This window comes from Pseudoalteromonas luteoviolacea DSM 6061, from assembly GCF_001625655.1.
In the GTDB taxonomy this organism is placed as follows: Bacteria; Pseudomonadota; Gammaproteobacteria; order Enterobacterales; family Alteromonadaceae; genus Pseudoalteromonas; species Pseudoalteromonas luteoviolacea.
Window position 1 is genome coordinate 1 of the sequence record NZ_AUYB01000156.1, and the last position, 25797, is coordinate 25797.

Consider the following 25797-nt stretch of genomic DNA (forward strand, 5'->3'; position numbering starts at 1 on the left):
TATTTGATCAACAAGGCCCTTAATAAATAAAAAAACCGCTATAAAGCGGCTTTTTGTTAGCTGATATATTCAACAATTAGAATTCAATAGCAAAGTCCAAGCTAACTTGTTGCGCTGTTTCTTTTTGGCGAATAAGCACATCATTTTGCTCAACTTCGAAATCTTGGTCTAGAAGATTCTTCACTTTGAAAGTTACAGTCGTGCTAAACGTTGGATAGTAACTGTAAACTAAATCCAGTGAATTGATTGGCTGCTCGTATGCGTCATCAAACCCGTTAACACCTGCCGCTAAGATACGATCACCAAACACGTTATAAATAACTGACGCTTGGTGGTTGCCGTCATGCGAGTCATAGTTTAATTGTAAGTTAGCAACATACTCAGAGTGACCTGTCATGCGGCGTTTAAGGTTTGTTAAATCACCACGGGCACTTTCTAGGATTTCAACTTCAGAGTCACTTACTGTTAAGTTACCAGATGTGAAGAATGCACCACCAAGGAAGTCTGACGATAGCTCAACAAGCCATTCAGCTTCGATACCGTAAACATATGCAGAGTCAGCGTTTTCAAATTCCAGAGTGAATCGGCCATCACGTTCATTAAGCTGCGCTTCAATCGGCTTATCGATGTCTTTATAGAAAGCACCAACCGAGAAGTTATCACCACTTTCGAAATAGAACTCAACACGCACATCAAAGTTATCTAGGTTACTAGAAACAAGCGTTGGATTACCCAGTGTTCTATAGTCGGTTAATGGATCTTGATATTGAACAGGCGTCAATTCACGAAGGTCAGGTCTTACGATAGTTTGGCCCCAACCTGCACGAACTTGATAAGTTGGCTGGCTGTAGGTCATCGACAGTGAACCAAATGTATCGTCTTGCATTACAGTCGCTTTTTGGATCTCTTCTGCACTTAACTTGTTTTGTAGCAAAGCAGGGTCAAAAGCTGAACGCGAGTAAGCAAGTGCAACTTGTCTGAAATCTTCATATCTTACACCACCCGACACACGCCAATCGTTGGCGAAAACGTAGTCAAAGCTACCGTAATATGCATCGATTTTTTGTGCAGCAATGTAGTCATCTGCATTTGGTTCCTGGAACTGAATTTCAACCTCAGTATTATCAACACGAGTGTCATCTCTGAAGTAGCTACCAATACCAAGCGCTTCGTTTCTGTTTGTCGCGAGCGTTAATTCTTCGCTTGGACCAAAACGATATTTAAAGAAATCAGTGCGGTATTCACGCGTTTTATCTACAAAGTAACCTCCACCTTTGACTTCAAGTTCAGATGAGTCAAAGTAGAATGCCTTAGATAAATTCCAACCGTAGTTTTCAACCTGATCTTCCATATCAACGAAACGATATAGGAACGGGTCACCACCGAGAGCACCACTTGTATAGGTCTCAGTGTAAACACCATCGGTATAACGGTCTCTTGCAGTGATTTCTAATTCACTAGGAATATTAGTCGTCGCTGTAGAGTCCGTATATTGCCAGTCAAAACCCACTCCCTTGATGAAATCGTACTCGATGTTGTGAGTACCACGGAACTGAACAACTTCAAGCTCACGCTCTTCAAAAGAAGTTAGGTTCTTACGTTGAATTTCGCCACTTGCAATACTTAACGACTTTGAAGGCTCTTGATATAACGCGATTGAAGCTTCATCTTCAGTGTCTTTCAACTTCATATAGCTTGCGTTTAAATCATGGCCATCTAGCTTATAGCCAAGGTTCAATGACGTATTGAGTTTAACATTTTTCTTTGTTGACTCTTTGTCATTTCTCGAAGAGTAACATTCGAGATCTGACTTACCACAGTCTTCTGTTTTTACTTCTGTAGAAGACAGAACTGCTGTGTAGCCTTTGCTATGGGTCCACTCATGGTCATAAGCAGCGGAAAACAAGAAACCTAGCGATCCACCAAAACCAAATACATCATCAAATCGGTCGCCATAAACAAGCTTACCACCAACATCTGGGTCTAAGCTTTTTTCAACCATACCAAAGTCACGATGTAGAGACTTAGTAAGGGTTTTATTGATAGCTATCGCTTCAGCCTGCGATACATCAGTACCACGTTCTTTTGACTCAATATCACGAATATTAAGCACTGATATATCAGAGATACCATTTACATAACGATTTAGTGCATCAGTCATGGTACGCGGCATTGCTCTTAGGCCATCGTCTTCACCCAACCAATCGTCATCACTGCCGTTGTATACAAAACCTTTGTCGTTGGTATTTTTGTGTGCAACACCCACTTCAATTTTAATTACACGGTCGTTTGGAATACTTTTTGTTCTGATGTTTACATCACCACCACCAAATGCTGCTGGCATGTCAGGTGAGTATGCTTTTTGAACTGCAAGAGATTCAATAATACTTGAAGGAAAGATATCCAGAGGTATTACGTTACGTGTTAAGTCAGGGCTCGGTACTTGTGCACCATTTAATCGAACGCTTGAGTAACGCTCACCAAGGCCACGCACGTAGATAAACTTATCGTTTACCAAACTTAAGCCAGTTACACGGCGAAGTGCTGATGCCGCATCGCTATCACCCGTTCTTGAAATTTGCTCAGAACCCATGATATCAGCAACAAAAGCTTGGTTTTTACGCTCTTCGATAACGGCACTCGCGCTGCCTTTTAGACGACTACCTACAGCAACGACTTCTTCGATTTCTTGAGCAGTCTCCTCTGCCATTACACTTGCAGACAAAGGGCTCAAAAGAGAAAGCAAAGAAATAGTTATCAAATTTGTTTTGAACACTTTGATTGGTTTCATTTGTAATTCCTCTAAACCAAATATTTATTCACAAAGGGCGCTTTAAAGCGCCCATTAACTGTTTATTAGATATGGCTTAGATTATTGAGTACGCTTTACTGACTCAGCTACGAATTTAGCCCACTCAGTGTCAGTTTCGTCTTCACCTAGTGCACCGATGTACGTTACGTCAGTGAAGAAAGAGTTGTCTTCGCTCAATTTAGAAGACTCAACAGCTACGTTGTTGCCATCTTTATCTTTGATAGTACCGTTAGTAGTCGCCATGTCAGCGCCTAGTACATTTTCAAAGTTTGCAAAGCCGACAAGCTGGTTGCCACCGCCAGTGAACCACTGAGCGATATCAAAGCTAGCTAGGTCGCCTTCAAGTGCTGTGTGAATATCTTCGAAGTCTTTCGCACATGCAAAGATAGAGTTGTGGAATTTGATGTCACCTGCAACAGCGTTTGCGTGAATACCAGCTGTGCTAGACGCATCTTTTTCATTATATAGGTCGAAACACGCAGCGCCGTCTTCAGTGCCTTTACTTACAAATAACATGTTGTGAAGTTGAGCTTTGCCCCACTCTTTCATTTCCATACCAGCACCGTGACCACGTGGGCCCTTAATGCCATTGCTTACAACAGTCGCGTTAGCGATAGTCGGGTTTGAACCAGAAGTTGCACGGTCAGAGCCTTCTGCTGATGTTGGGTCTTTCTTACCGCCATCAGTTTCAAAACCGTGGTTTCCTTGGTTAAGCGTTTGAACAAGGATGAACTGACCGTTACCTTTCCAACCTGTATCCCAGTCAATACCGTCATCAGCTGTATCTGTTACCACGATATGCTTAATGTTTACTTGACCACCAAATAGCTCGATACCATCATCGTATCCTTGGTGAATGTGTACATACTCAACAGTAGTGCCTGAACCTACAGCGTTCAACGTGATTGAATTCAGCTCATCACCTTCTACACCGTTACCAGCAAACTTAACAACAACGTGCTTCAACGTACCGCTGTCATCAGTATCATCGTTACCACCGTAGTATGAAACCACACCTTCAGCAGCAATGTTACACATACCAGTTTCAGCTTCAGTTTTAGAACACTCAACTGTTGTAGCCAAACCGTTGATCTGGATACCGCCCCAGTCCTGCATCGCTGGAGTAGTCGTATCATCGCCATCAATCTCGAAGATTGAAGTGAACGTGATTGGCTTGTCTACTTCACCCACTGCTTGGATGTTTGCACCACGTGCAACACGTACAAAGCTATCTGATTTTGTGAAAGCAATTGTCGCGCCTGCTTCAATTGTTAATGTTGGGCCGTCAAGGTCAATTGAACCGCCTTTTGAAGTATCAACATCTGAACCAATGAACAAAGCGCCTTCGAAAATGTGCGCGCCGTTGTCTGGCAGAGCTTTGATAAGGAAAGAAGCGTTAATGTCTTTTTCGTCACTAGCAAAAGCTTGAGAATACTTACAGTTTTTGCCGTCTTGCTCACCTGAGAACACAGTACCGTCAAGAGTATAAGTAGCACAGTCTAGTGTTACACCTTTATCAGGATCTGTAACTGGGTCTGGATTAGTTACGTTATCTACAGAGTTATCAACTCGGTTATCATTCGTAGTTGGGTTAACGTTAATATCGCCACCACAGCCAGCAAGTACAAGAGCAGAAGAAATTAAGCTTACTTTAAATAAACCAGAAAGGTTCATGTTGGTCTCCAAAGAATATAATTGTTATAACCGTATTTATTTATTGGATCTAGGTTAGATTTATCGTGTTACAGATGGGTTACAGATTTTATAATTTAAAATGACAAGCGAGCATTTAATTAAATTTTTAATATTTATTATTAAAAAAATAAAAGCCGCCCGAAGGCAGCTTTGGTGTTGCGAATATAAAATCTTATTCTTATAGCGTGGCTTGTTTCAAACTTTCTTCATGAAGTTTCTCTTTCTGCACGTATTTAATCCATTGACGCGCTAACTTCGCAGATTTTTTATGCTTTTCAGCTTGCTCAAATGCTAAAATAGATGCATCAAAATTCTTTAAGTTATATTGTGCCATGCCAAGTGCTACATATGCATTTGACTCAAAGCTTAAACTGCCTTTGTCTAAGGCGTTTCTCGCTGCATCAGCCGCATCATCGTAGTTTTCCATGTTTATGTATACTTCAGCAAGTCGTTGCTGAAAGTTGCCATGGTCAACCATTTTGTCCGCTGCCTCAAAAAACTCTATTGATTTTTTGTCGTCTTTGGCTTGAACATATGCTTCGGCTATAAATGACAAATTTTTTGCGGAGTGCTCAATTATTTTAGAATCAACCCCTGACTTTAATGTTTGAGCAGCTTTAAAAGGCAAGCCATTATATAGGTATACTTGAGACAACTGCAATATCTCAGTTTTAGTTTTAATAAAACCTCGTTGCTTCGCAGTTTCTAAAATAGCCAGCTGTTTAGACTCTTCGCCCACTTCTCCATACATACCGCCTAACTGGATCCAGTACTGGGGTTTATCAAAAAGCTTGACCATTTTTTCTATAGTATTTATTACATTACCAGGCTGATTTAGGGAATAATATAATGCTCTTTGTAAAACCAACCAGTTTTCCTTTGGTATTTCACCTTTTGATTCAGCAAGGCCAATCGCACTATTTATATTTTCTAGAGCTTCTTTATAATCTTTATTTTGATATAAAGCTTGCGCTTTCAATGTATAAAAGTTGCTTTTAATTGGTTGAGTGTTTAATTTTTTCCAATCATCTAAATACTCAACTGTTTTAGCATAATCACCATTTGCCATTGCTAACTGTGCCAGGCTAAAAGTAGTTGATAGTTTCAGCGATTCTGGTATCGCTTCTTCTGCAACTACTTTCTCAAAAGACGCGATAGCATTTACAAGGTCATTCTCGTTGTAATAGATGAAACCATAAAAGTTATGCATCATGGCAACTTCATATGAGTTCATACTAGAAGCTCGGTCTTTGATTGAATCTAAAACCTCTAGCCCCTCTTGAACATTGCCTTCATCGGCTAACTTTTGAGCTCTAGCCAACTGGCTGTACACTTTTTCGCGAAGCGCTGGTACTCGTTTTGTTTTGGTCTCAGCATATGCAGTCGCAATAGACACCTCAGGTACAAGAGAAGTTAGTGTTATAGCGGCATTAACGGCTACTGCACTGACACTAAGTACAAGTAAATTTTTAATCACTTTCATAATTCAAACTCCTAAATTCCACTAACCGTTTATTTGGAATGAAATTTTATTTTGAACACCTGCTACTTCAACGGCTTCGCCATTAACAACGCGAGGTTTATACTTAAACTTAAGTGCAGCTTCCATTGCAGCTCTGTCGAAAATGTTTTCTGGTTCAGCTTGAACAACTATTGGGTCACGAACAGTGCCCTGTTTAGTCACTACAAACTCAACGATTACAAATCCTTCAATCCCCCTAGAGAGCGCTCTTCGAGGATAAACGGGTGCTACTTTAACTATCGGAAGATATTCACCATCGCTAGACTCCAGTGCCAAGCCACCAGCTAAGTCGACATCAGCATCAACATTGGCAGAAAAATCAAAGTTTGAAGCGCCAGCATCTAAGTTATTAGACTGCATTTGAGGCGCATCCATAGGAGGTGGCGGCTCTTTTGGCGTTGGCGGCTTCTCTGGTTTTCTTTCCTTTTTCTGGACTGTTTCTTCTTTTTTCAATCTCACAAAGTCAAGTACCTTGCCTTTTACTGGCTCGGTGGCTGTGCCTTCGCCACCCGTAATCAATGCCTGCATACCGAGAAACAAAAAGAAAGTAACAACACCAGCAATCAATAACGCAACAATATAACGCATCGTCTTACCTTAAGATTCTTGGGCAGCGATTGAGACATCAAACGCACCAGCTGCTCTTGACGCATCCATAACCTTGATTAAGATCTCTGTTGTGGCTTTTTTATCCGCTTGAATAACAACACTACCTTGCGGGTTTTCTGCTTTTAAACGCTCAATATTGGCTTGTACCGCTCTAATATCGATTTGACGCTTGTTAATCCAGATTTCACCCTTGTCTGAGATCGCAACCAAAATGTTTGCGCGTTGTTTTTTAACAGCTGTCGCTGCCTCAGGACGGTTTACATCAATACCTGCTTCTTTTACAAACGAAGCCGTTACAATGAAGAAAATCAGCATGATGAATACAACGTCCAACATCGGCGTCATGTTAATTTCTTCAGTTTCTTCTTCTTGAAAAACTTTTGCTAATGGAGCTCTCATTTTTACCTCAAATTCTTTAGTGATCTAACAGCAGCTTATCTTCTAATAGCTCAACTTCACGCTTGGCTTTTCTTTGCAAGTAAGTTGACGCAAATACGCCTGAAAGTGCCGCTACCATGCCTGCCATTGTAGGAATTGTCGCTTTAGATACGCCAGCAGCCATTGAACGCGCACTGCCTGAGCCTGTTATTGCCATTACATTAAATACTTCAATCATGCCCGTTACAGTACCTAGCAAGCCAAGGAGAGGACAAAGCGCTACCATAACGTTGATAAAAGGTAAGTTGTTATTTAACTCTATACCGGCTTTTGAAATCATTGCTTGGCGAATTTGTTCTGCATTCCAACTATTTCTTTCGCCACGTGCTTGCCAGCCTTCAACAATCTGCTTTTTATAACTACGGTACTTCCCAAAGAAATACATAAAGCGCTCCAGGATAAGCAGCCACATGGCAAATGTAACTGCTGCGATGACCAGAAGTACCTGGCCACCCGTATCGAGGAACTCTTGTAGAGCAGTTATTGCATCTACTAGAAGTACCATTGATTAAGCTCCTTTCTCGCTTCGCTCAGCGATAATACCAGCGCTCTGCTCTTGTAGGATTAGCAGAAGGTTGCGAGAGCGAGTGTTCAAAATGGTGTACAAGAACACAGTAGGAATTGCCACAACTAGGCCAAGCACGGTCGTTACAAGTGCAGTTGAAATACCACCTGCCATTAATTTAGGGTCACCTGTACCAAATAACGTAATCGCTTGGAAGGTATTAATCATACCAGTTACTGTACCTAGTAGACCTAGTAGTGGTGCTACAACAGAGATGATCTTAATTAGTGTCAAGTTTCGCGTGATTTTTGGCATCTCTCTCAAGATTGCCTCACTTAATTTCAACTCTAATGTGTCATACGCAACATCAGGGTACTGATCTTTAACTTTCATTACGCGGCCAAGAGGGTTGTCTTCTTTGGCAACTTTGTCTTTGAGTTGACGCTTGATCTTAGCACCCATGATCATAAGAGATACAAAACGTTCCAGCGCGATAAGCAGTGCTAGCGCACCAACTGCTAAGATAACGTAACCAACTACACCACCTTGCTCTACTTGCTCTTTTGTGTTTGGCGCTTGAACGAGTAAACCTAGAATCGAGCCACCTGTCGGATCCAAAGCAAAATCAACTTTGCCTGAGGTCGCCCCTTGCAGGTCGCCAGCACTTTGTTGGAAGCGTGCTACTGGCTGACGAGTCAATTCAGCGATTGTGTTTGTTTCTGCACTGTAGTTTAGATATTTTCCGTCTGCGATTAGATTAAATGCACCAATTCGCATCACTTCTTTGCTCACCTTTGACCCACCGTCAACGATAACCTCAGAGGTATATCTAGAAACCTTACCTTGCTCAGTCATTTCGCGTTGAAGTTCAAACCAAACTTGCTCGATGTCTTCAATTGATGCCAATTTAGATGTTGACCCCATTTTCTTGGCCATCTCATCCATTACATCACTGCGGTTAGGGAATTGTGCAGATACAACTGAAGTCCTGAACTTTGAGCTGGCATCTCCGGATGCCTGTTGAAGCACACCAAATAACTCTTTTAGTGAACCCATTCTCTTCGACAAAGTATCACTTAAATTACCCAATTTAATTTCGTTTTCTTCAAACTGGGTTTCCATACGCTCAGAACGACTTAATTGCGCGTTACGATCTGCTGTTAGCGCGTTAAGCATTCTAACTTGTTGACTTTCTTGCGCTCTGAACTGCGCTTCGCGTTGTCTATTCTCTTCAGTCTGGGCTGATTGACCTGCTTCTAGCGTTTTAAGAAGTGAGTCCAAGTCCATTGCTTTCTCAGCAAAAGCCGAACTAGATAGAGCAAATGCAGAAACGAACAGTGCTTTACGGCTGAATGATTTTAAAAAGCTCATTAGTTATACCTCTTATTGAGCAGCTTGGATTGGAAGAGTGAGCATATCTGGTGCTAGCTGCTTACGAGCGATGCGAACACCTTTGTTGATTTGGCTGATATTGGTATTTGGCAATGCATCAAATTGCTTTGTTTCTTTATTCCAACTACCAGCTTTTGCAGAGTCTTTTGTCACGTACAACAACTCTAGGCGACCAATACGTAACATATCCACTTCACGTTCTTGACCGTCAACTTCTAATAGCGTTGTATAAGCTTCGATTGTACGGCCATACTCAACTTCTACTTGATACGCTTCAAGTACACGTCTGAACTTTTCACTTGATGTGATATCAGCGCGGTCCATCATTGATTTTAATTTTGCTATACGGTTTGCACGCTCATCTTTTAAGAAAGGAACATCTAGCGTTACAAACTGTTCCAGACCGGTAATCATGCGAAGCATAAGCGGCGTTATTTGACGCTCAATCACGGACACTTGATCCATCGACGCATTAATAGCGGCCATTTCTTCAAGTTGATTTTTAATTTGCTTATCTAATTGGTTGTTGTATACAACAAGGCCTTCAATTTCCTTGTTAAGCGTTCTGAATTGCTGCAGACGAGACTGCATGTTATCTGAGATCGCATCGATCTTATTTTGAGAGGTTAGCGCTGATTTATTGATTTCAGAGCTAGAGTCTATTACTTGATTGAGATCGTTTGCTTGCGCACTGCTTGCTACTGCAAACGCGCCCGCTAAAAGCAATTGGTTAACGCACTTCATCTCACACACCTTTTATAATATTTGCTTGTTCCAATTTTGAAGTGTGTGCAGTTTAAATATTAAAAATGACAACCGTGTTGCGCGTTCAATACAGTAATGTGACAGGTGTAATATTATTTTAAAGGAAGGTTTATTCGATATTTTAAAATACTGAAAAGGGCTGCGTTAATGCAGCCCTTTGTTTATTTATACTTTAAATTTATTCATCATGTTTTCAAGTTCATCAAATTGCAATTTTAAAGATTTGCATTCATGTAACGTCTGCTGCAAGCTCGCACTGCCTTGCACGCAAAGATCACTGATACCATGAATATCACTATCCAATGATTGAATCACAGTATTTTGTTCTTGCGTTGCATTTGCCACTGCATCGTTCATCCCATCAATAGATTCAATGGCATGAGATACTTCTTGCATTTTAGTGCCCGCAGACTGCGCCTTTTCGGCACTCGCACTTGAGTCCTCAATACTCAGCTTCATTACTGATACAGCAGATGCTGAACCTTGTTGCAGCTCAGCAATGGTATTTTCGATTTCCTGAGTAGACTCCTGCGTACGCTGTGCAAGCTGCCTAACTTCATCCGCAACTACCGCAAAGCCTCGCCCTGCTTCTCCGGCCCGTGCAGCTTCTATCGCCGCGTTAAGTGCCAGTAGATTGGTTTGTTCGCTAACCCCCTTAATAACCTCAAGTACCTGTCCAATACTCGCTGTCAGACGGTCAAGCCCATCAATAGTAGATTGCGCTTCTTGCATTTTAGAGCTTAACGCGCCTATTTCTTCAATATTTGAGTTAAGTGCCTGCTGACTATCATCTGAAAGCGTATTTGCACCTGTTGCAAGTTCAGACGCGTGTTTGGCATTGTTTGATATTTCAATCGCACTAGAAGACAATTCATTTATTGCCGTCGCGACATTATCTGTTCGCTTGGTTTGTTCAACGTAAATATCTAGCGCATCTTGCGTTTGACTCTGAAGACCTTCCATAACTTGCTCAAGTGCAAAAGTGGTTTCCTTTACTTTGGCAATGCTCTGGTGGATCTTTTCTACAAATAAATTGAAATAATTAGAAAGCTCGCCAAATTCATCGTTATTTTCAACTACTAACCTGCGAGTCAGATCTCCTTCTCCTTGTGCAATATCTTTAATCGCTTCATTAAGGTGATTCATCGGTCTCATCAAGTATTTAAGTAACAGCTGCATCATTACAACAATCACTACAACACCTAATAGCATATAAATAAGCGCCATATTTCTAAATGAAGAAATGGATGAATATGCAATCTCTTTGTCGATAACAACACCCAAGTACCACTCAACATTTTTTATGCCATGCATTTTTACAAATGAAACTAGCTTTTCCGTACCGTCGATTTCTAATTCAACAAATGACTCATTCAATGCCAATTTTTGCCCAAACAAACTTTGCATATTTTTATCATTCAATTGCGTATTTGGGTGGCTCAATATACGTCCGTCACCGTTAAGTAAAAAGCCATAACCAAACCCTAAAAAGTCTATTTCGTTAATAATTTCAGTGATCGTTGCCATATCAATGTCACCTCCAGTTGCCCCCGAAAGCTGACCATTTTGATAAATTGGCACTACAGCTGTGATTGTTAACTCGTTGGTAGTGGCATCTAAATAAGGTGACGTAAATGCAGTATCACGCTTTTGCATTGCAAGTTGATACCAAGGACGTGTCGTTGCGTCAAAATCGCTCGGTAAATTGATATTTGGGTCATTTAAAACAAACCGTCCATTGGGTGTACCAATAAACGTATTTTTAAAGTGACCTGCATTTGCAGCAGTTTGAAGCCTTCTGCGCACTTCTTCTTCGCTGTCAGAGCGCTTGTGGCCTTCGGCAACAGATTGCACAATATCCAATCGGTCATTTAGCCAATTGGCAATATTTTGAGATACAGACTCTGATATTTCTTGTAAAACAAGTGTTAATTGATCTTGCGTCTGTGAACGCATTAAGATGAAATTATTTACGGTGAACAGGCTCAGTACGATGACCAGAACTACCGATGCTGCGAGAGTGATTTTGGTGGTAAATTTGAATGCGCTAAACATGCAGATCCTGTTTTTTCTTTTGTACTACTGACTAGGTTGTATCAAATAATAAAAGTTTTGTCCCACCTTATCGGCAGTTTTTATGTAATTATTATAAATTTATTGAATTATTTTTAATGGGCACTAAAAAAGGTAAGCATTGCTTACCTTTTATATAAGAAAAAAGAACTAAAACTAGAGCGTCTTTTGATAATTACTCCAAGCAGAATCAAGGTTTATTTTCATCGATGATGAAAAACTACCCCAACTCCACTTTTTGTTATCAAAGGGGTCTAATTGGGCATTTAGTTCTACCAACAAATTGGGATGATGGTGCTCTTCTAGCCAATGTAAAAAGAACGCGGTAGTCTTGTAGCCACTGTCATAATTTCCACCCTTTTTTCGTTTGGAAAAATCGACATAACCCCCTTTCATTCTAACTACATCAGCAATACCCTCAATAATCGGGCCTATTTCTTTATAGTTGTGATCATCAAGTTGGTATGCGTGTGCAATCTCATGGTATAGAATGCCAATCAACTCATCGTATAGTGCCTGTTGTGGGTGAGACTGCTGATACTTTTTTAAGTATTGAGCACTGATGTGTATCTTTGCACCAGTGAAGTCCCCTTCTTTGTATGCTACGCCTTCCATATCTTCAAGAATGATTTCTAAAAGAGGTAGCTTAGGTGCTTTACCTTCCTCCTTATATAAGATACGAGCGACGTTATACGAAATCTGTTTTACCAGCTCAACATCAACGTGTTGCCATATACTTACTTGCTCTTTGCTAAAGTAACGTATTTGCACGTTTGGTAATTTGAAAGTTAACCACTCGATGTTTGATTCAAAATGAACGGGCTTTATCTTAGTGTCAATTTCTTCTGTTGCCGAAACACTGTGGGCAAACATGCCCACAGCTATAGCAATCGGAGTACATATCGCGCTTACTTTCATTTTACTTGTACTCTGACAACGAAGGTGGACGTGCACTATTATCGCGGCCCCACGCTTTATTTGGCTTATCACTCATCACATATTTCAACTCACCACCAGCCATAATATCCGCATGGGTAAGATAATTACGATTGAGCGGCTTGCCATTTAAGCTTACAGATTGAATGTATTTGTGCGTTTTGCTTAGGCCTTTTGCAGTCGTTGTAAATGTCTTTCCGTTTACAAGCTTCAGCGTAACTTTAGGTGTTTGTGGTGCACCAATTGCGTATGACAAATCACCAGGTGACACTGGATAGAACCCCATAGCTGAGAAAATGTACCAAGCTGACATTTGACCAACATCGTCATTTCCTGCAAGACCGTCTGGTTTGTCTGAGCTCAGAGTATCCATAATTTGGCGAATTCGTTCCTGAGTACGCCAAGGCTTACCAGCATAGTTATACAGATATGCTATGTGGTGGCTTGGCTCATTGCCGTGTGCATAGTTACCAATTAGGCCTGCGATGTCCTCATGCTCTTTAATCATGTCCGCTGACAGAGGCGTATCAAATAAGTCATCCAAACGCTTCTCAAAAGCGTCGTCACCGCCCATTAAGTCAATTAACCCTGCAACATCTTGCGGTACATAGAAGCTATATTGCATTGAATTGCCTTCAGTAAACGGGCCCATATATTTGGCTTCGTATGCGTTGAAGTCTTTATTCCAGTTGCCTTTCGAATCTCTACCACGCATAAAACGTGTTTCAGGGTCAAATACGTTCTTGTAGCTCATAGCGCGTGCATAATACTGTTGCGCCAATTTATTCTTACCCATTGCTTCAAACATACGTGCAATTGCATAGTCGTTATAAGCATACTCTAGTGTAATAGAGACCGACTCTGGCAATACATCCATTGGCACATAGCCGTACTTCTTATATTCCGGAATAGCGTCATAGACGGGGTTATTTGCGGTACTTTGAATCGCTTCCACCGCTAGGTCGATATCGTAATCCCTTATACCTTTGAGATAAGCATCTGCAATAACTGAAACTGCATGATAGCCAATCATAGTCCAGGTTTCATGCGCATGGAACGACCAAATTGGTAGCATTTTTTCGTAGCTTTGTTGGTAGTGAACTAGCATTGACTGGATCATACCCGATACACGATCTGGGTCGATGTATGTCAACAATGGGTGTAATGCACGATATGTATCCCATAACGAGAATAACGTATAGTGTTCAAAACCTTTACCATCATGGATTTCACCATCTACACCGCGATACTGCCCATTGACATCTTGATAAATACTCGGTGCTTGAAGCGCATGATAAAGTGCAGTATAGAACTGTCTTTTTTCAGAGCGAGTGCCTTCAACATCTACTTTATCTAAGTATTTAGCCCAATCTTGCTTCGCTTGTGCCCTTACTTTTTCGAAATCCCAGTGAGGTATCTCAGTTTGTAAGTTTTCCAACGCATTAGACCGACTTACAGCTGATAAACCTACTTTCATATATACAGGTTTTTGATCAACATTGTTAAAAGATGCAACAAACTTAACTGCTTTACCGGCAGTCATTTTCACCGCTTTGTTTTCAATGGTTGAATGCTTTTGTTTACTATCAAGACAATTCATACAACGATAACGCATGTTATCTAAATTGATGAATTGATAGTCATCAATTGGTTGCGAGAACTGAATTGCAAAATACATCTGCCTATTTCGCGCCCAACCATTTGTCGCTCTGTAAGCGACCAACGTTCTGTCATCAACCTTGCGAATATCGCTCCAGATAACTTTATTCTCAAAATTATAGATGGCACTGGTTAAGTCGAATAAGATATGTCCGTCTTTAGCACTATTAAATGTATATTTGTGCATGCCCGCACGAGTGGTTGTAGTCAATTCTGCTGTGACATCATAATCTAGTAATTCAACGCCGTAGTAGCCCGGCTGCGCCCACTCTTTGTCATGAGAGAAGCGAGAGCGATACCCTGAGTCTGGATCCTCTGCTGTACCAGCATCAAGCTTTACTTCGCCAGTGATTGGCATTACCAATAAGTCGCCTAAATCTGAATGTCCAGTCCCAGAAAAGTGTGTATGTGAAAAACCAACGATGGTTGTATCGTCATAATGATAGCCTGCACAGCGCTTATATATTTCTGGCTGCGGTGACACACCGCGCATTGGATTATCTGTGTCGGGGCTAAGTTGGACCATACCAAATGGAACTACAGCACCTGGAAATGTATGACCATCCCCACCGGTACCGATAAACGTATCTACCCACTGTGTGTTTGACTCGCGTGCTTCACTTACCGTAGAAAGTCCAGTAAGTGACACTATAGCTGCGGCCCAAATTGAGCGATGCATGTGCCTCTCCTTTATTGTAAATTATGTTTGGATCGTTCCAAGCGGTTTTAATATACAACGTCTATGAATACGTATTCAATAGCATTGAGATAGAAATTTATAAATTTAAGACAAAAAAGGCAAGCGAACGCTTGCCCCTTTCATAAGAAGAGTTGCTTTAAGCTACTTTATCTTGCCACTGCTTAGATAGCTTAACTACATTCAGCCCATACCAAGCAATGAAAATGTAGCATGCCAGAGGTACTATAAAGCTAATCTGAATATTCATACTATCTGCTACAACACCTTGTAATAGAGGTATAATTGCACCACCTACGATAGCCAAACATAGCCAGCCAGACCCTTTACTTGTCAATGAACCTAGGCCTTCAATCGCAATAGTGAAGATAGTTGGGAACATAATGGAGTTAAACAAGCCTATCGCAAGTACTGCGATCATTGCCATGTTGCCCTGTGTAGACATAGTCATAACAAGTAACAGCATTACACAAATGGCATTGAATACTAATGCTTTAGAAGGCGCTATGTATTTCAGCGCTTGAGATCCAATGAAGCGACCAACCATTGCACCACCCCAATAATAGCCTAATAACTTGGCCGCTGTAGGTGCATCCAGCCCACCAATATGCTCTTCTGCAAAGTAGTTAACAATAAAGCTACCAATTGACACTTCAGCACCAACGTAACAAAAAATTGCGACGACCCCCATCATAAGATGAGGTGCTTCTTTTAAGTTGTGGCCTTTGGCTTTGCAATCTTGCTCCTCAGTATGCTCTGCGATGGTTGGTAACTTTAAAAATGCAAACACCACAGCAATGGCAACAAGAACAGCTGCAATAATCAAATAAGGTACCTTAACTGAGTCTGCGCTTGCTGCTTCTACTGCCATCGCGCCACCAGCACCAAACAGTAGCATACCGCCAGCAATTGGCCCGAGTGTAGTACCCAACGAATTGAGAGCCTGCGCTAAGTTTAAACGACTTGAAGCTGTCTTAGGTTCGCCAAGCGCTGCCACATAAGGGTTGGCAGATACCTGCAAAATAACAATACCAGACGCCATAACAAAAAGCGCGGCGAGGAAAATCCAATACTGATGTACGACTACGGCTGGATAAAACAACAAACAGCCCGAAGCTGCAACTAATAATCCAGTAATAATGCCTTTTTGATAACCAAAGCGTTTTACTAGATTTCCGGCAGGTAAAGAAACGACGAAGTAAGCAATGAAAAAGCAAAATTGGATTAACATTGCTTCTGTGTAGTTCAGGTCAAATACGCTTTTCAAGCGTGGGATTAAAACATCATTAAAAACGGTAATAAAGCCCCATAAAAAAAACAGGGTTGTCATTGCTGCTAGCGGAAAAAAGTAGTTTTTTTCGTTGTTCTGTGCGCCTGCAACAAACGTTTGATTGGTGTTAATTTCACTCACTCGGATTACTCCATGTTAAAGGATGTAATGATTCTACACATTGTTACAAGAAAATCACAAATGTTTTATTGGATCGTTCCATTATTTTTTTTAAGATGCTAGAGTAACTAGATAAATGAGAAAATACAGGTTGCTATTCTTTTCCAAACAAGCCATTTGGGTACCCCAAATGCGCGTAACTTGGAAAACCTCAACCGTTGTGCGATTAAAAAGTGGAGCATGATTAATGTCGCTTGATTTTAAAAACAAAGACTTTTTGCAGCAACATATTGATAAAACTATGGCCTTTTATCATCCAAGATGTATTGATAACACAGGTGGCTTTTATCAATTTTTTAAGGATAACGGCGAAATCTATGACAAGACTACCCGTCATTTAGTCTCAAGCACGCGGTTCGTATTCAACTATGCAATGGCTTATCTCAATACGTCAAAACAAGAGTATTTGGATCTTGTAAAACATGGTATTGACTATTTAGAGCAAGTACACAAGCAACCAAGTGGTGGCTATGCATGGTTAATTGAAGGCGGAAAACCTAGTGATTTAACTAACCACTGTTATGGACTAGCTTTTGTGTTACTCGCAAATGCTATGGCATATAAAGCAGGGGTAAAGTCCGTATTACCAACTATTGAGCGAGTATGGACGCTACTTGAAAACAAATATTTTCAATCAGAATTTTCACTGTATTTAGATGAATACGACGCACAATTAGAAAATGCCGATAAGTATCGCGGCCAAAATGCCAACATGCATATGTGTGAAGCAATGTTAATGTGCTTTGAAGCCACAAATGACCAGAAGTTTTTGGACCGTGCGTACACCCTCGCCCATACAATGACAATAAAACAAGCAGAACTTGCTCAAGGACTAGTTTGGGAGCATTACAACAGCGATTGGAAAATTGATTGGGATTATAATAAAGACAACCCTAAGCACCTTTTCAGGCCGTGGGGATTCCAACCTGGGCATCAAACTGAGTGGACCAAACTCCTACTAATACTAAATCGACATAAGCCAGAAGCTTGGATGGTTGAAAAAGCACAGTTTTTGTTTGATGAAGCGCTAAAATCAGCATGGGACGAACAACATGGTGGCATATATTATGGGTTTGCTCCTGATAGGTCCATCTGCGACCCTGATAAATATTTTTGGGTACAGGCAGAAAGCTTCGCAGCTGCCGCACTACTCGCGTTAGCAACTGGCGAGGACAAATATTGGCAGTGGTATGACCGAATTTGGCAATATAGTTGGGACCATATGATCGACCATAATTATGGTGCGTGGTACCGCATACTCACGCAAGATAACCAAGCTTATAGTGATGAAAAAAGTCCGGCAGGAAAGACTGACTATCACACTATGGGGGCATGTTATGAAGTTCTTAGAGCCTATGAATTGCAAGAGGTAAATAAATGAGCGTAATTTGTTTTGGTGAAGCCTTAATAGATTTTCTATCTGATGGAAAACAGCCTGAATCATTCACAAAATTTGCAGGTGGTGCCCCTGCCAATGTATCGGTCGCGGTTGCTGAACAAGGTGTAGATAGCACTTTTTGTGGAATGCTTGGTGATGATATGTTCGGTCACTTTATTAATGAAGAGCTACAAGCCCACAAGGTCAACACCCAGTATGTTAAGTTTACGCCTGAAGCTAAAACAGCCCTTGCATTTGTATCTCTGGATCAGGACGGAGAGCGTAGCTTTAGCTTTTACCGTCCGCCTGCGGCTGATTTGTTATTTAGGGTTGAACATTTTGACCCACAAATGTTTGCATTAAACAAGGTACTGCACGTCTGCTCCAATAGTTTGACAGAAAAAAATATCTATTTAACGACAGTAACCGCCATGCAGCATGCAAAAGCGAATGGTTTAGTGAAAAGTTTCGATATGAATCTGCGCGAAAACCTCTGGCCTTCCATGAATAATTGCTTAGAGAGAATTTGGCATATTTTATCTCAGTCGGACTTGGTCAAACTATCTTCTGAAGAGCTGATGTTTTTAAACAAACATGCACACCCAGATCAGGATCCGCAAAAAACAATCGAAGCTATCTTTAAAACAAATGTAAAGCTTTTAATCGTCACTGACGGTCCAAATGATATTCGATATTTCACCAATAACTTTTCTGGCTATATATCGCCGCCAAGTGTCAAAGCTGTTGATACTACGGCAGGTGGAGATGCTTTTGTAGGCGGATTATTAGCTGATATTGTTCGTAGGTTATCAGAATCCACATTCTCTGATCTTTATAAAAATGAGAAGGAAATAATCGACATCATCAATTTTTCGTCAAAATGTGGCGCGTATGCAGTCACTCGCTATGGTGCATTTTCATCTTTACCTACAAAGCACGACATTAGTTAAAACAAACTTTCTTAAGTGTGAGACAGGCTCAAGGAGGAGCCTATTTACGTATTTCTATCTTACAAGTAAGCGAGGAATGTGTCATAAAACCAATATACCATTGGTCCACATAGTACCCAGCCAATCAAGAACGGTCTAAAAAATCCAAGCCTTTGGGCGTCTAATTCCTCAACGACTGATAGGTTATCTGAAGACTTTACTGGAAACACTTTTCGATACATTTTAAATATTGTCAAGCCAACCAAAAACGGTACTATTATCAGCGCGAAGAACAATAATACTGCGTACCAAGTCTCGTCAGAAACACGATCCATAACTACTCACAGTTGTATTATAAAGTTTCAGAATAGAGACAGGTGAAATGAAATACAACAAGAACATTGAAGTTACATATATGAAGAAAATCCTCTCTTTGTCCCTTATCCCTCTATTGGCTAGTTGCGCTGCGCCTAACAATGTGGAAAAGCTTAGCTCTCAAATAGACATTAAGTACAAGAAAACCGAAGGTTACACCCATCAATTTGCTAATACTTATAAAAGGCCTGAAAGTTACCCTCACACATGTGAGCAGGATTGTTATCCCAAAACCAAAGATATTCAATGTGAAACTGACATGGAGCAATGTCGATTTGTTGGACAAAACCCTTTAGTAGATTTGCCTGGGTCAAATGACTTTTCCGTTCGCTGGATAGGCCATGCAAGTTTTGTAATTACAACGCCGACAAATGAAACAATACTCATAGATCCGGTCACAGAGCAATTCGATTGGCCCATTGATTGGGCTTTTGCTAACTTAGGCGGCGGCTTTTATCGTGATACACCAGCGCATATAACAGATGATGAGCTTGCGGCTACTCAGGCAGTGGTCTATTCCCACATTCATTATGATCATTTCAACAAAGCAGATATCGAAACAATTGGCACCAATACCAAGTATCTAACCCCTCTTAACTTTGCCAATTACTTCCCTGATGGCGGTTATGACATTGTTGAAATGCCTTGGTATTCTGACTACAGCGTGGGTGACACAAAGGTTCACTTTGTGCCAGCTCATCATTTCAGCAATAGAATAGTCGTGCCATTTATTACCAATGACGATGACGAAACTCTCTGGGGTGGATGGCTGCTTGAGAATGGCGGTAAAAAGGTATTCTTTGCTGGTGATACTGGCTACTCAAACCACTTTAAAGACATTCATAAAGCATATGGTGATATTGACGTTTGCCTCATCCCAATCGCATCTTATCACCATGAGGAGTATGGCAACTGGTACCGGAATGTGCACCTAACCCCAGAAGATGCGCTAACAGCTGCTAAAGATATGAATTGCGGCGTGATAATTCCATGGGGTTATGGAAATGCCAGTTGGAAAATGGGCGATCATACCTCGCATTCTGCGCTTTTTAGGTTACTGCATATGCAAAAGCAACTGAATAGCCAAATCCCTTTATACATCCTTAATGAAGGTGAAAAAGTAATTTTATAGAGCTACAAAGCTAGCGACAAGCATACCTGTCGCTAGCTTATGCTGAATTTTACAAGCGCTTATTCAACTTCCCATGCCTTTAAGGTATCGCCTAGTAATTGCTTTCGCCAACCTTGAAACAGGTCAGGTTTTATCATTGTTTTCCTTTGCTCAGAAGACAACTTCCAGTTCCAACTAATAACTTGGTTAATTTGCTTTTTAGATGCAACTACATCCACTGGAATATCGTGTTTTTGCGCTTCAGCAGAAATAAGCCCCTTAATATCTTTCGCAGCTTTTTTGTATCCCGCAAAGTCAATCAGACGTTTTACTTTTGAAGGCAGCGCATCTTCTGAAACAGATTTTCCAGCCTCAATACAGGCTAATATCTCTTTACCTGAACGGTTTACTTCCATGGCCTCGACTTCAGGAATATTACGCATACTTGCGAGCGAGGATGGTCGTCTCTTGGCAATTTCAACCATGTTCAATTCTTTCAAAATAAAGTTTACTGAAATATTTTTCTTTTCAGCCTTGTTAAGTCGCCAAGCAGCTAGTTCTCTCAATACCGCCAAATCTCTGCCACGGAGTTGCCATACGTTTTTAATATTTAGATATAGGTACTCGTCTGGAGTGCGAAACGCTCGCTTTTGGGAAATCAGCTTGCTCTCTGAAATTACAATATCGATGAGTCCTCTTTGCTGAATTTTTTCCAATATACTTTCATAGCAAGGTAGTAGATAAAATACATCTGCCGCTGCGTACTCTAACTGCTTACCAGACAGTGGCCTTTTTAACCAATCCGTGCGCGACATGCTTTTATCAATCTCAATATCAAGTAGGTTTTTCACCATGTTGGCAAAGCCTACACAATTACCTTCGCCTAACAGTTGCAGTGCAAATTGAGTGTCGAATAACGGTGTGGGGCAAATACCGGCAAAATTCTGAAATACTTCAATGTCTTCAGATGGAGAATGTATAACTTTCATTACATCAGAAGCAGTAAACAGCTCCCAAAGCCCTGCAAAATCGAGTTGAATTAAAGGGTCTATTAACGCCAAATGCTCGCCATCATAAACCTGAAAAAGCGCGCTCTCTGGATACAAAGTTCTGCGACGCATAAACTCGGTATCAATTGCCAATACTTTAGCTTTCGAGATTAACTTTATAAATTCATCTAATTCAGTTTGATTCTGAATAAACCGATACTGCACATTTACTCCTTCGCTATAGCGAAAAAAACCGGCTTTCGCCGGTTTTTCTTATTTTAACGCCCTACGTAGTATTTTTCCTACATTCGTTTTTGGTAATTCATCTCTGAATTCAACCATTTTAGGAACTTTGTAGTTTGTTAGATTCTCACGACAATGCGCTATTATATCTTTTTCTGACAAAGATTGGTCTTTTCTGACAACAAAAACTTTTACTTGTTCGCCACTTACCTCATGCGGGACACCAATCGCTGCTACTTCAAGCACTCCATCATGGCTTGCTACCACTTCTTCAATCTCGTTCGGGAACACATTGAAACCCGAAACCAAAATCATATCTTTTTTGCGATCTACAATATAGAAGAAACCTTCATCATCGTAGGTTGCAATATCACCAGTTGCAAACCACCCATCTTGTAGACACTCAGCAGTAGCATCAGGGCGGTTATAATAACCAGCCATAACCTGCGGTCCTTTTACAAGTAATTCACCTGGCTCACCTTTCGGTGCTTCTTCGCCATTCTCTAACACAACTTTTAATTCGGTACTTGGCGCAGGCAAACCGATTGAACCGTTGTAACCATCAAGATCAAGAGGACAAATCGTGACTAGAGGCGCACACTCAGTTAGACCATAACCTTCAAGTAAACGTGACTTTGTTACTGACTGCCAGCGCTCAGCAACTGGACGCTGTACAGCCATACCACCGCCCAAGGACACTTTCAGGTTTGAGAAATCCAAATCTGCAAAGCCATCTGTGTTCAGCAAGCCGTTAAATAGCGTATTTACACCGGTAATAACGGTAAACGGGTATTTTGCCAAATCTTTTACGAAGCCAGCCATATCTCTTGGGTTTGTGATCAATATATTGTGACCACCATACTTCATAAAGGTGAGACAGTTAGCTGTTAGAGCAAAGATGTGGTAAAGCGGTAGTGCAGTAATAACCACTTCTTTACCCTTATCAAGTACTTTATCTAAGCAACCAGATACCTGCTCTAGGTTTGCGACCATATTCCCATGCGTCAACATTGCGCCTTTAGACACACCTGTTGTACCACCTGTGTATTGCAAAAATGCCAAATCGTCTTGCGATACTTCTGGTTTATTATAACCGCTAGGATCTGCTGATATAACTTGTGCAAAAGGAATTGCATTAGGTAGATTGTATGCAGGAACCATCTTTTTAATTTTTTTGACGACAAAGTTCACTAGGTGCTTTTTAACACCACCAAGTAAATCACCTATCTGTGTCAAAACGATATGTTTAACGTTCGTTGCGGGCAGAGCCTTTTCCAAAGTACTTGCAAAGTTTGCTAAAATAAAAATCGCTTTTGCTTCTGAGTCATTTAACTGATGCTCCAGCTCCCTCACTGTGTACAGTGGGTTCACATTAACAACAGTACACCCTGCACGTAAAACACCAAGTATCGTGATTGGTGTTTGCAATAAGTTAGGCATCATCACTGCAACTTTGTCGCCCTTGCCTAATTTAAGCGTATTCTGGATATAACTCGCAACTGCTTTAGTTGCACTATCAATTTCTTGATATGTAAGTGTCTTGCCCATATTCGAATATGCTGGTAATTGAGCATAATTCGTAAAACTTTCGTCTATTAATTCTAGCAGCGAGTTGTAGTGCTCTGGGTCAATCGTTGCCGGCATGCCTTCTGGATAGCGCTTTAGCCAGATTTTTTCCACTCTTAGCTCCTGTATTCTCGTTCTTTTTTTATATTTACCTTAAAGCAAATAAGGCACTTAAACAATTGAGTAAATACTCTAAACGTTGGATATTCCCATATTTCAAGCAAAGTTACAATCAACAAGCGCCTTGCTTTTCGATATGAGAGACTATCTCTTTAAGTATTTGTTTTGGGTTTTCCATATGGCAATGATGTCCCCCCGCCACTTCGACTACCCTAACTCTATCAAAACATGAAAGAAATTTTCTCATATTATCACGCATCTGAGGATATCCATGTTCAGGTAAGATAAGCATAGTGTCTACTGAAATTTTATCTAATAAACTGTATGCTTGTTCCTGATTAAAACGCATAGTAGATGGTAGTTTTACTCTAGGGTCAGAAGTTAACGCATACTGGCCGTTTTCGCACTTTATGCTGCGTGACATTAAAACTTGTGCAAGGCTTTCATCAAAATCTGACACACTCGCCCTCGCTTTGATAATACTTTGCCTATCGTCAAACCATCTCGTTTCCTGACTAGAAGCGCGGTCCCGAGCGCGAAAAGCTTTCAGAAGATTTTGTTTTGCACTTGCTGAACCTTGGTGTATTAAACCAACACCATCTATTAGCCCTAAACTCAGTACCTTATCAGGATACAGACTTGTAAACAAATTTGCGATTAACGCTCCCATCGAATGCCCAATAAAATGGGCTTCTGTGATATTTGCGGCTTTCATAAAGCGAATCACATCATACACATACTCTACAAAATAATAGCCTGCGTCTGTTGATTTCCAGTTTGATTGCCCATGTCCCGGTAAGTCTAATAGATACCATGTGTAATTGTCTCTTTCACTTTGAGCTAGCTCGCCAACTAAAGGTTGATAACTATTACCATTGTCAAGCCAACCATGTAGGCAAATAACTGCAACACTGCCTTTACCTATTTGCTGCCAAGCGAAGCCCTCTTCAAAATAGTCTTTCATCTCGTTTTTTTTATTAATCAACATTTAAAGATATTCATCACATCCACATTTCGCTATGATCATACGCGATAAAATCAGAGCGGATAAGCAAATAATCAAAATTGTTCACTCACTTAGATATTGATAACTAAAGGTGTGACAAATTTACGCTTGTACAATTAATCGCTCACAATCAAACACGGGAAATCGAAGGAATTACTATGTCACGCAAATTAACGGCCATTGCAGCGGCAATATCCATATTTGGCAGTGGTCAACTGCTTGCAGCACCAAAAAACATCATCTACATGATTGGTGACGGTATGGGTCCAGCTTACACTACTGCGTATAGGTACTATAAAGACGATAAAAACACCAAAACAGTAGAACCAACGGTTTTTGACTCAATTTTGGTTGGTATGGCACACACATATCCTGATGACAATACGGTTGTCACGGACAGTGCCGCAGGTGCAACAGCGCTAAGTACTGCAATAAAAAGCTACAATGGTGCAATTGCAGTCGATACTAATAAAAAGCCATTAAAAACAATGCTGCAAATGGCTAAAGAGCAAGGCAAAACAACCGCCTTGGTCGCAACTTCTCAAATTAACCATGCAACACCAGCAAGTTTTGCAGCGCACAATGAGTCCAGACGTAATTACAATGAAATTGCTGACGACTATGTCGACGTAAAAGTGAATGGCAAATTACCGGTTGATCTTATGCTTGGTGGTGGCACCAAGTACTTTATCCGTGATGACAGAAACCTTATCTCCGAATTTAAACGCTCTGGGTATCAATACGTAGACCACTTAAGTGCACTCAACACGATAGAGGCAATTCCTGCTATTGGGTTATTCGCAGAAAAAGGCATGCCTTATGCTATCGATAAAGACCCAGAAAGATTGACCCAAATGACCGAAAAAGCCCTATCTTTACTGGACAAAGACAGTAACAAGAAAGGCTTTTTCGTCATGATTGAAGGTAGCCAAATTGACTGGTGTGGACATGCAAACGACATCGCTTGTGCAATGAGAGAGATGGACGATTTTGCCAAGTCTATTTCTTTGGCTAAATCTTATGTTGACCAAAATCCAGATACGCTATTGGTGATTACAGCTGATCACTCAACTGGTGGGCTGACTCTGGGTGCGGACGGTGACTATCGCTGGGAAAGAGACGTGGTTGCCAATGTAAAAGCATCAGTAAAACATATCACTAAGGTACTGAAAGACAGTAAAAATGTGAAGAAAGATTGGGAATCACTCACTGGTTTGAAATTTAGTTCAGATATAGAAAAAGCGCTAAAAGCGGCTAAATCTGAGGGAGATAAAGCCCTGTTTTCATCAATAAACAAATTTATAAATGAAGCAAGCTTCACTGGCTGGACAACAGGAGGTCATACCGCTATTGACGTTCAAGTTTTTGCTCATGGTGAAGGCAAAGAGCACTTCATTGGTTCGCAAAATAACACACAAATAGCCGAAAAACTCATTTCATTTATAGAAAAATAATAAAAAGGGAGCCTGCAGTTAAGCAGGCTCCCTTTGTAGGGTAACGTATAGCTATGTTCTGCGCAACTAAATC

At 40.8% G+C, this 25797-nt stretch carries 20 protein-coding genes; 4 read left to right on the top strand and 16 right to left on the bottom strand.

What is annotated here, in order from left to right; translation table 11 throughout:
* Nucleotides 1-76: 76 nt before the first annotated feature.
* From N475_RS24035 to N475_RS24090, 12 genes are all read right to left on the bottom strand, one after another.
* Nucleotides 77-2791 carry a TonB-dependent receptor plug domain-containing protein gene (locus N475_RS24035; protein ID WP_063359760.1) on the bottom strand — a complete coding sequence of 905 codons (2715 nt, stop codon included), beginning with the start codon at nt 2789-2791 and terminating at the stop codon, nt 77-79.
* A gap of 81 nt (nt 2792-2872) precedes the next feature.
* Nucleotides 2873-4486 carry a hypothetical protein gene (locus N475_RS24040; protein ID WP_063359761.1) on the bottom strand — a complete coding sequence of 538 codons (1614 nt, stop codon included), beginning with the start codon at nt 4484-4486 and terminating at the stop codon, nt 2873-2875.
* 199 nt (nt 4487-4685) lie between these two features.
* On the bottom strand, nt 4686-5990 hold the full coding sequence (locus N475_RS24045; RefSeq protein WP_063359762.1) for a tetratricopeptide repeat protein: 1305 nt from the start codon (nt 5988-5990) through the stop codon (nt 4686-4688).
* Between the two features lie 21 nt (nt 5991-6011).
* Nucleotides 6012-6617: an energy transducer TonB gene (locus N475_RS24050; RefSeq protein WP_063359763.1), complete on the bottom strand. Its 606-nt coding sequence runs from the start codon at nt 6615-6617 to the stop codon at nt 6012-6014.
* A gap of 9 nt (nt 6618-6626) precedes the next feature.
* On the bottom strand, nt 6627-7037 hold the full coding sequence (locus N475_RS24055) for an ExbD/TolR family protein (RefSeq protein WP_039610430.1): 411 nt from the start codon (nt 7035-7037) through the stop codon (nt 6627-6629).
* A gap of 16 nt (nt 7038-7053) precedes the next feature.
* Nucleotides 7054-7581 carry a MotA/TolQ/ExbB proton channel family protein gene (locus tag N475_RS24060; protein WP_063359764.1) on the bottom strand — a complete coding sequence of 176 codons (528 nt, stop codon included), beginning with the start codon at nt 7579-7581 and terminating at the stop codon, nt 7054-7056.
* Between the two features lie 3 nt (nt 7582-7584).
* On the bottom strand, nt 7585-8952 hold the full coding sequence (locus N475_RS24065; RefSeq protein ID WP_063359765.1) for a MotA/TolQ/ExbB proton channel family protein: 1368 nt from the start codon (nt 8950-8952) through the stop codon (nt 7585-7587).
* A gap of 12 nt (nt 8953-8964) precedes the next feature.
* Nucleotides 8965-9717 carry a DUF3450 domain-containing protein gene (locus N475_RS24070; protein WP_063359766.1) on the bottom strand — a complete coding sequence of 251 codons (753 nt, stop codon included), beginning with the start codon at nt 9715-9717 and terminating at the stop codon, nt 8965-8967.
* 186 nt (nt 9718-9903) lie between these two features.
* Nucleotides 9904-11793, bottom strand: a complete 1890-nt coding sequence (locus N475_RS24075; protein ID WP_063359767.1) for a methyl-accepting chemotaxis protein — start codon at nt 11791-11793, stop codon at nt 9904-9906.
* Between the two features lie 174 nt (nt 11794-11967).
* On the bottom strand, nt 11968-12729 hold the full coding sequence (locus N475_RS24080; protein ID WP_063359768.1) for a basic secretory protein-like protein: 762 nt from the start codon (nt 12727-12729) through the stop codon (nt 11968-11970).
* A gap of 1 nt (nt 12730) precedes the next feature.
* The gene (locus N475_RS24085) at nt 12731-15085 is read right to left on the bottom strand and encodes a GH92 family glycosyl hydrolase (RefSeq protein ID WP_063359769.1); all 2355 of its coding nucleotides are present in this window, start codon (nt 15083-15085) and stop codon (nt 12731-12733) included.
* 157 nt (nt 15086-15242) lie between these two features.
* Nucleotides 15243-16514: a sugar MFS transporter gene (locus N475_RS24090; protein ID WP_063366085.1), complete on the bottom strand. Its 1272-nt coding sequence runs from the start codon at nt 16512-16514 to the stop codon at nt 15243-15245.
* Nucleotides 16515-16740: 226 nt separating this feature from the next.
* On the opposite strand from N475_RS24090, the gene N475_RS24095 reads away from it, so the two are divergent.
* Nucleotides 16741-17934, top strand: coding sequence for an AGE family epimerase/isomerase (locus N475_RS24095; protein ID WP_063359771.1), 1194 nt, complete (start codon nt 16741-16743; stop codon nt 17932-17934).
* Nucleotides 17931-18881: a carbohydrate kinase family protein gene (locus N475_RS24100; RefSeq protein WP_063366086.1), complete on the top strand. Its 951-nt coding sequence runs from the start codon at nt 17931-17933 to the stop codon at nt 18879-18881. The genes N475_RS24095 and N475_RS24100 overlap by 4 nt, the downstream gene beginning before the upstream one ends.
* Before the next feature lie 59 nt (nt 18882-18940).
* On the opposite strand, the gene N475_RS25640 is transcribed toward N475_RS24100, so the two are convergent.
* Nucleotides 18941-19195, bottom strand: a complete 255-nt coding sequence (locus N475_RS25640; RefSeq protein WP_155731025.1) for a hypothetical protein — start codon at nt 19193-19195, stop codon at nt 18941-18943.
* A gap of 47 nt (nt 19196-19242) precedes the next feature.
* Between N475_RS25640 and N475_RS24105 the strand changes: the two genes are divergently transcribed.
* Nucleotides 19243-20367: an MBL fold metallo-hydrolase gene (locus N475_RS24105; RefSeq protein WP_405127472.1), complete on the top strand. Its 1125-nt coding sequence runs from the start codon at nt 19243-19245 to the stop codon at nt 20365-20367.
* A gap of 59 nt (nt 20368-20426) precedes the next feature.
* Here N475_RS24105 and rnd read toward each other — a convergent pair whose 3' ends face one another.
* The 3 genes from rnd to N475_RS24120 form a co-directional block, all read right to left on the bottom strand.
* Nucleotides 20427-21560, bottom strand: a complete 1134-nt coding sequence (gene rnd, locus N475_RS24110; RefSeq protein WP_063359773.1) for a ribonuclease D — start codon at nt 21558-21560, stop codon at nt 20427-20429.
* A 48-nt stretch (nt 21561-21608) separates the two neighbouring features.
* A complete protein-coding gene (gene fadD / locus N475_RS24115; RefSeq protein ID WP_063359774.1) occupies nt 21609-23258 on the bottom strand; it encodes a long-chain-fatty-acid--CoA ligase FadD in 1650 nt (549 codons plus the stop codon).
* Between the two features lie 118 nt (nt 23259-23376).
* Nucleotides 23377-24252, bottom strand: a complete 876-nt coding sequence (locus N475_RS24120) for an alpha/beta fold hydrolase (RefSeq protein ID WP_081216138.1) — start codon at nt 24250-24252, stop codon at nt 23377-23379.
* Between the two features lie 176 nt (nt 24253-24428).
* Here N475_RS24120 and N475_RS24125 point away from each other — a divergent pair, with 176 nt between their 5' ends.
* Nucleotides 24429-25724, top strand: a complete 1296-nt coding sequence (locus N475_RS24125) for an alkaline phosphatase (protein ID WP_063359775.1) — start codon at nt 24429-24431, stop codon at nt 25722-25724.
* Nucleotides 25725-25797 lie beyond the last annotated feature (73 nt).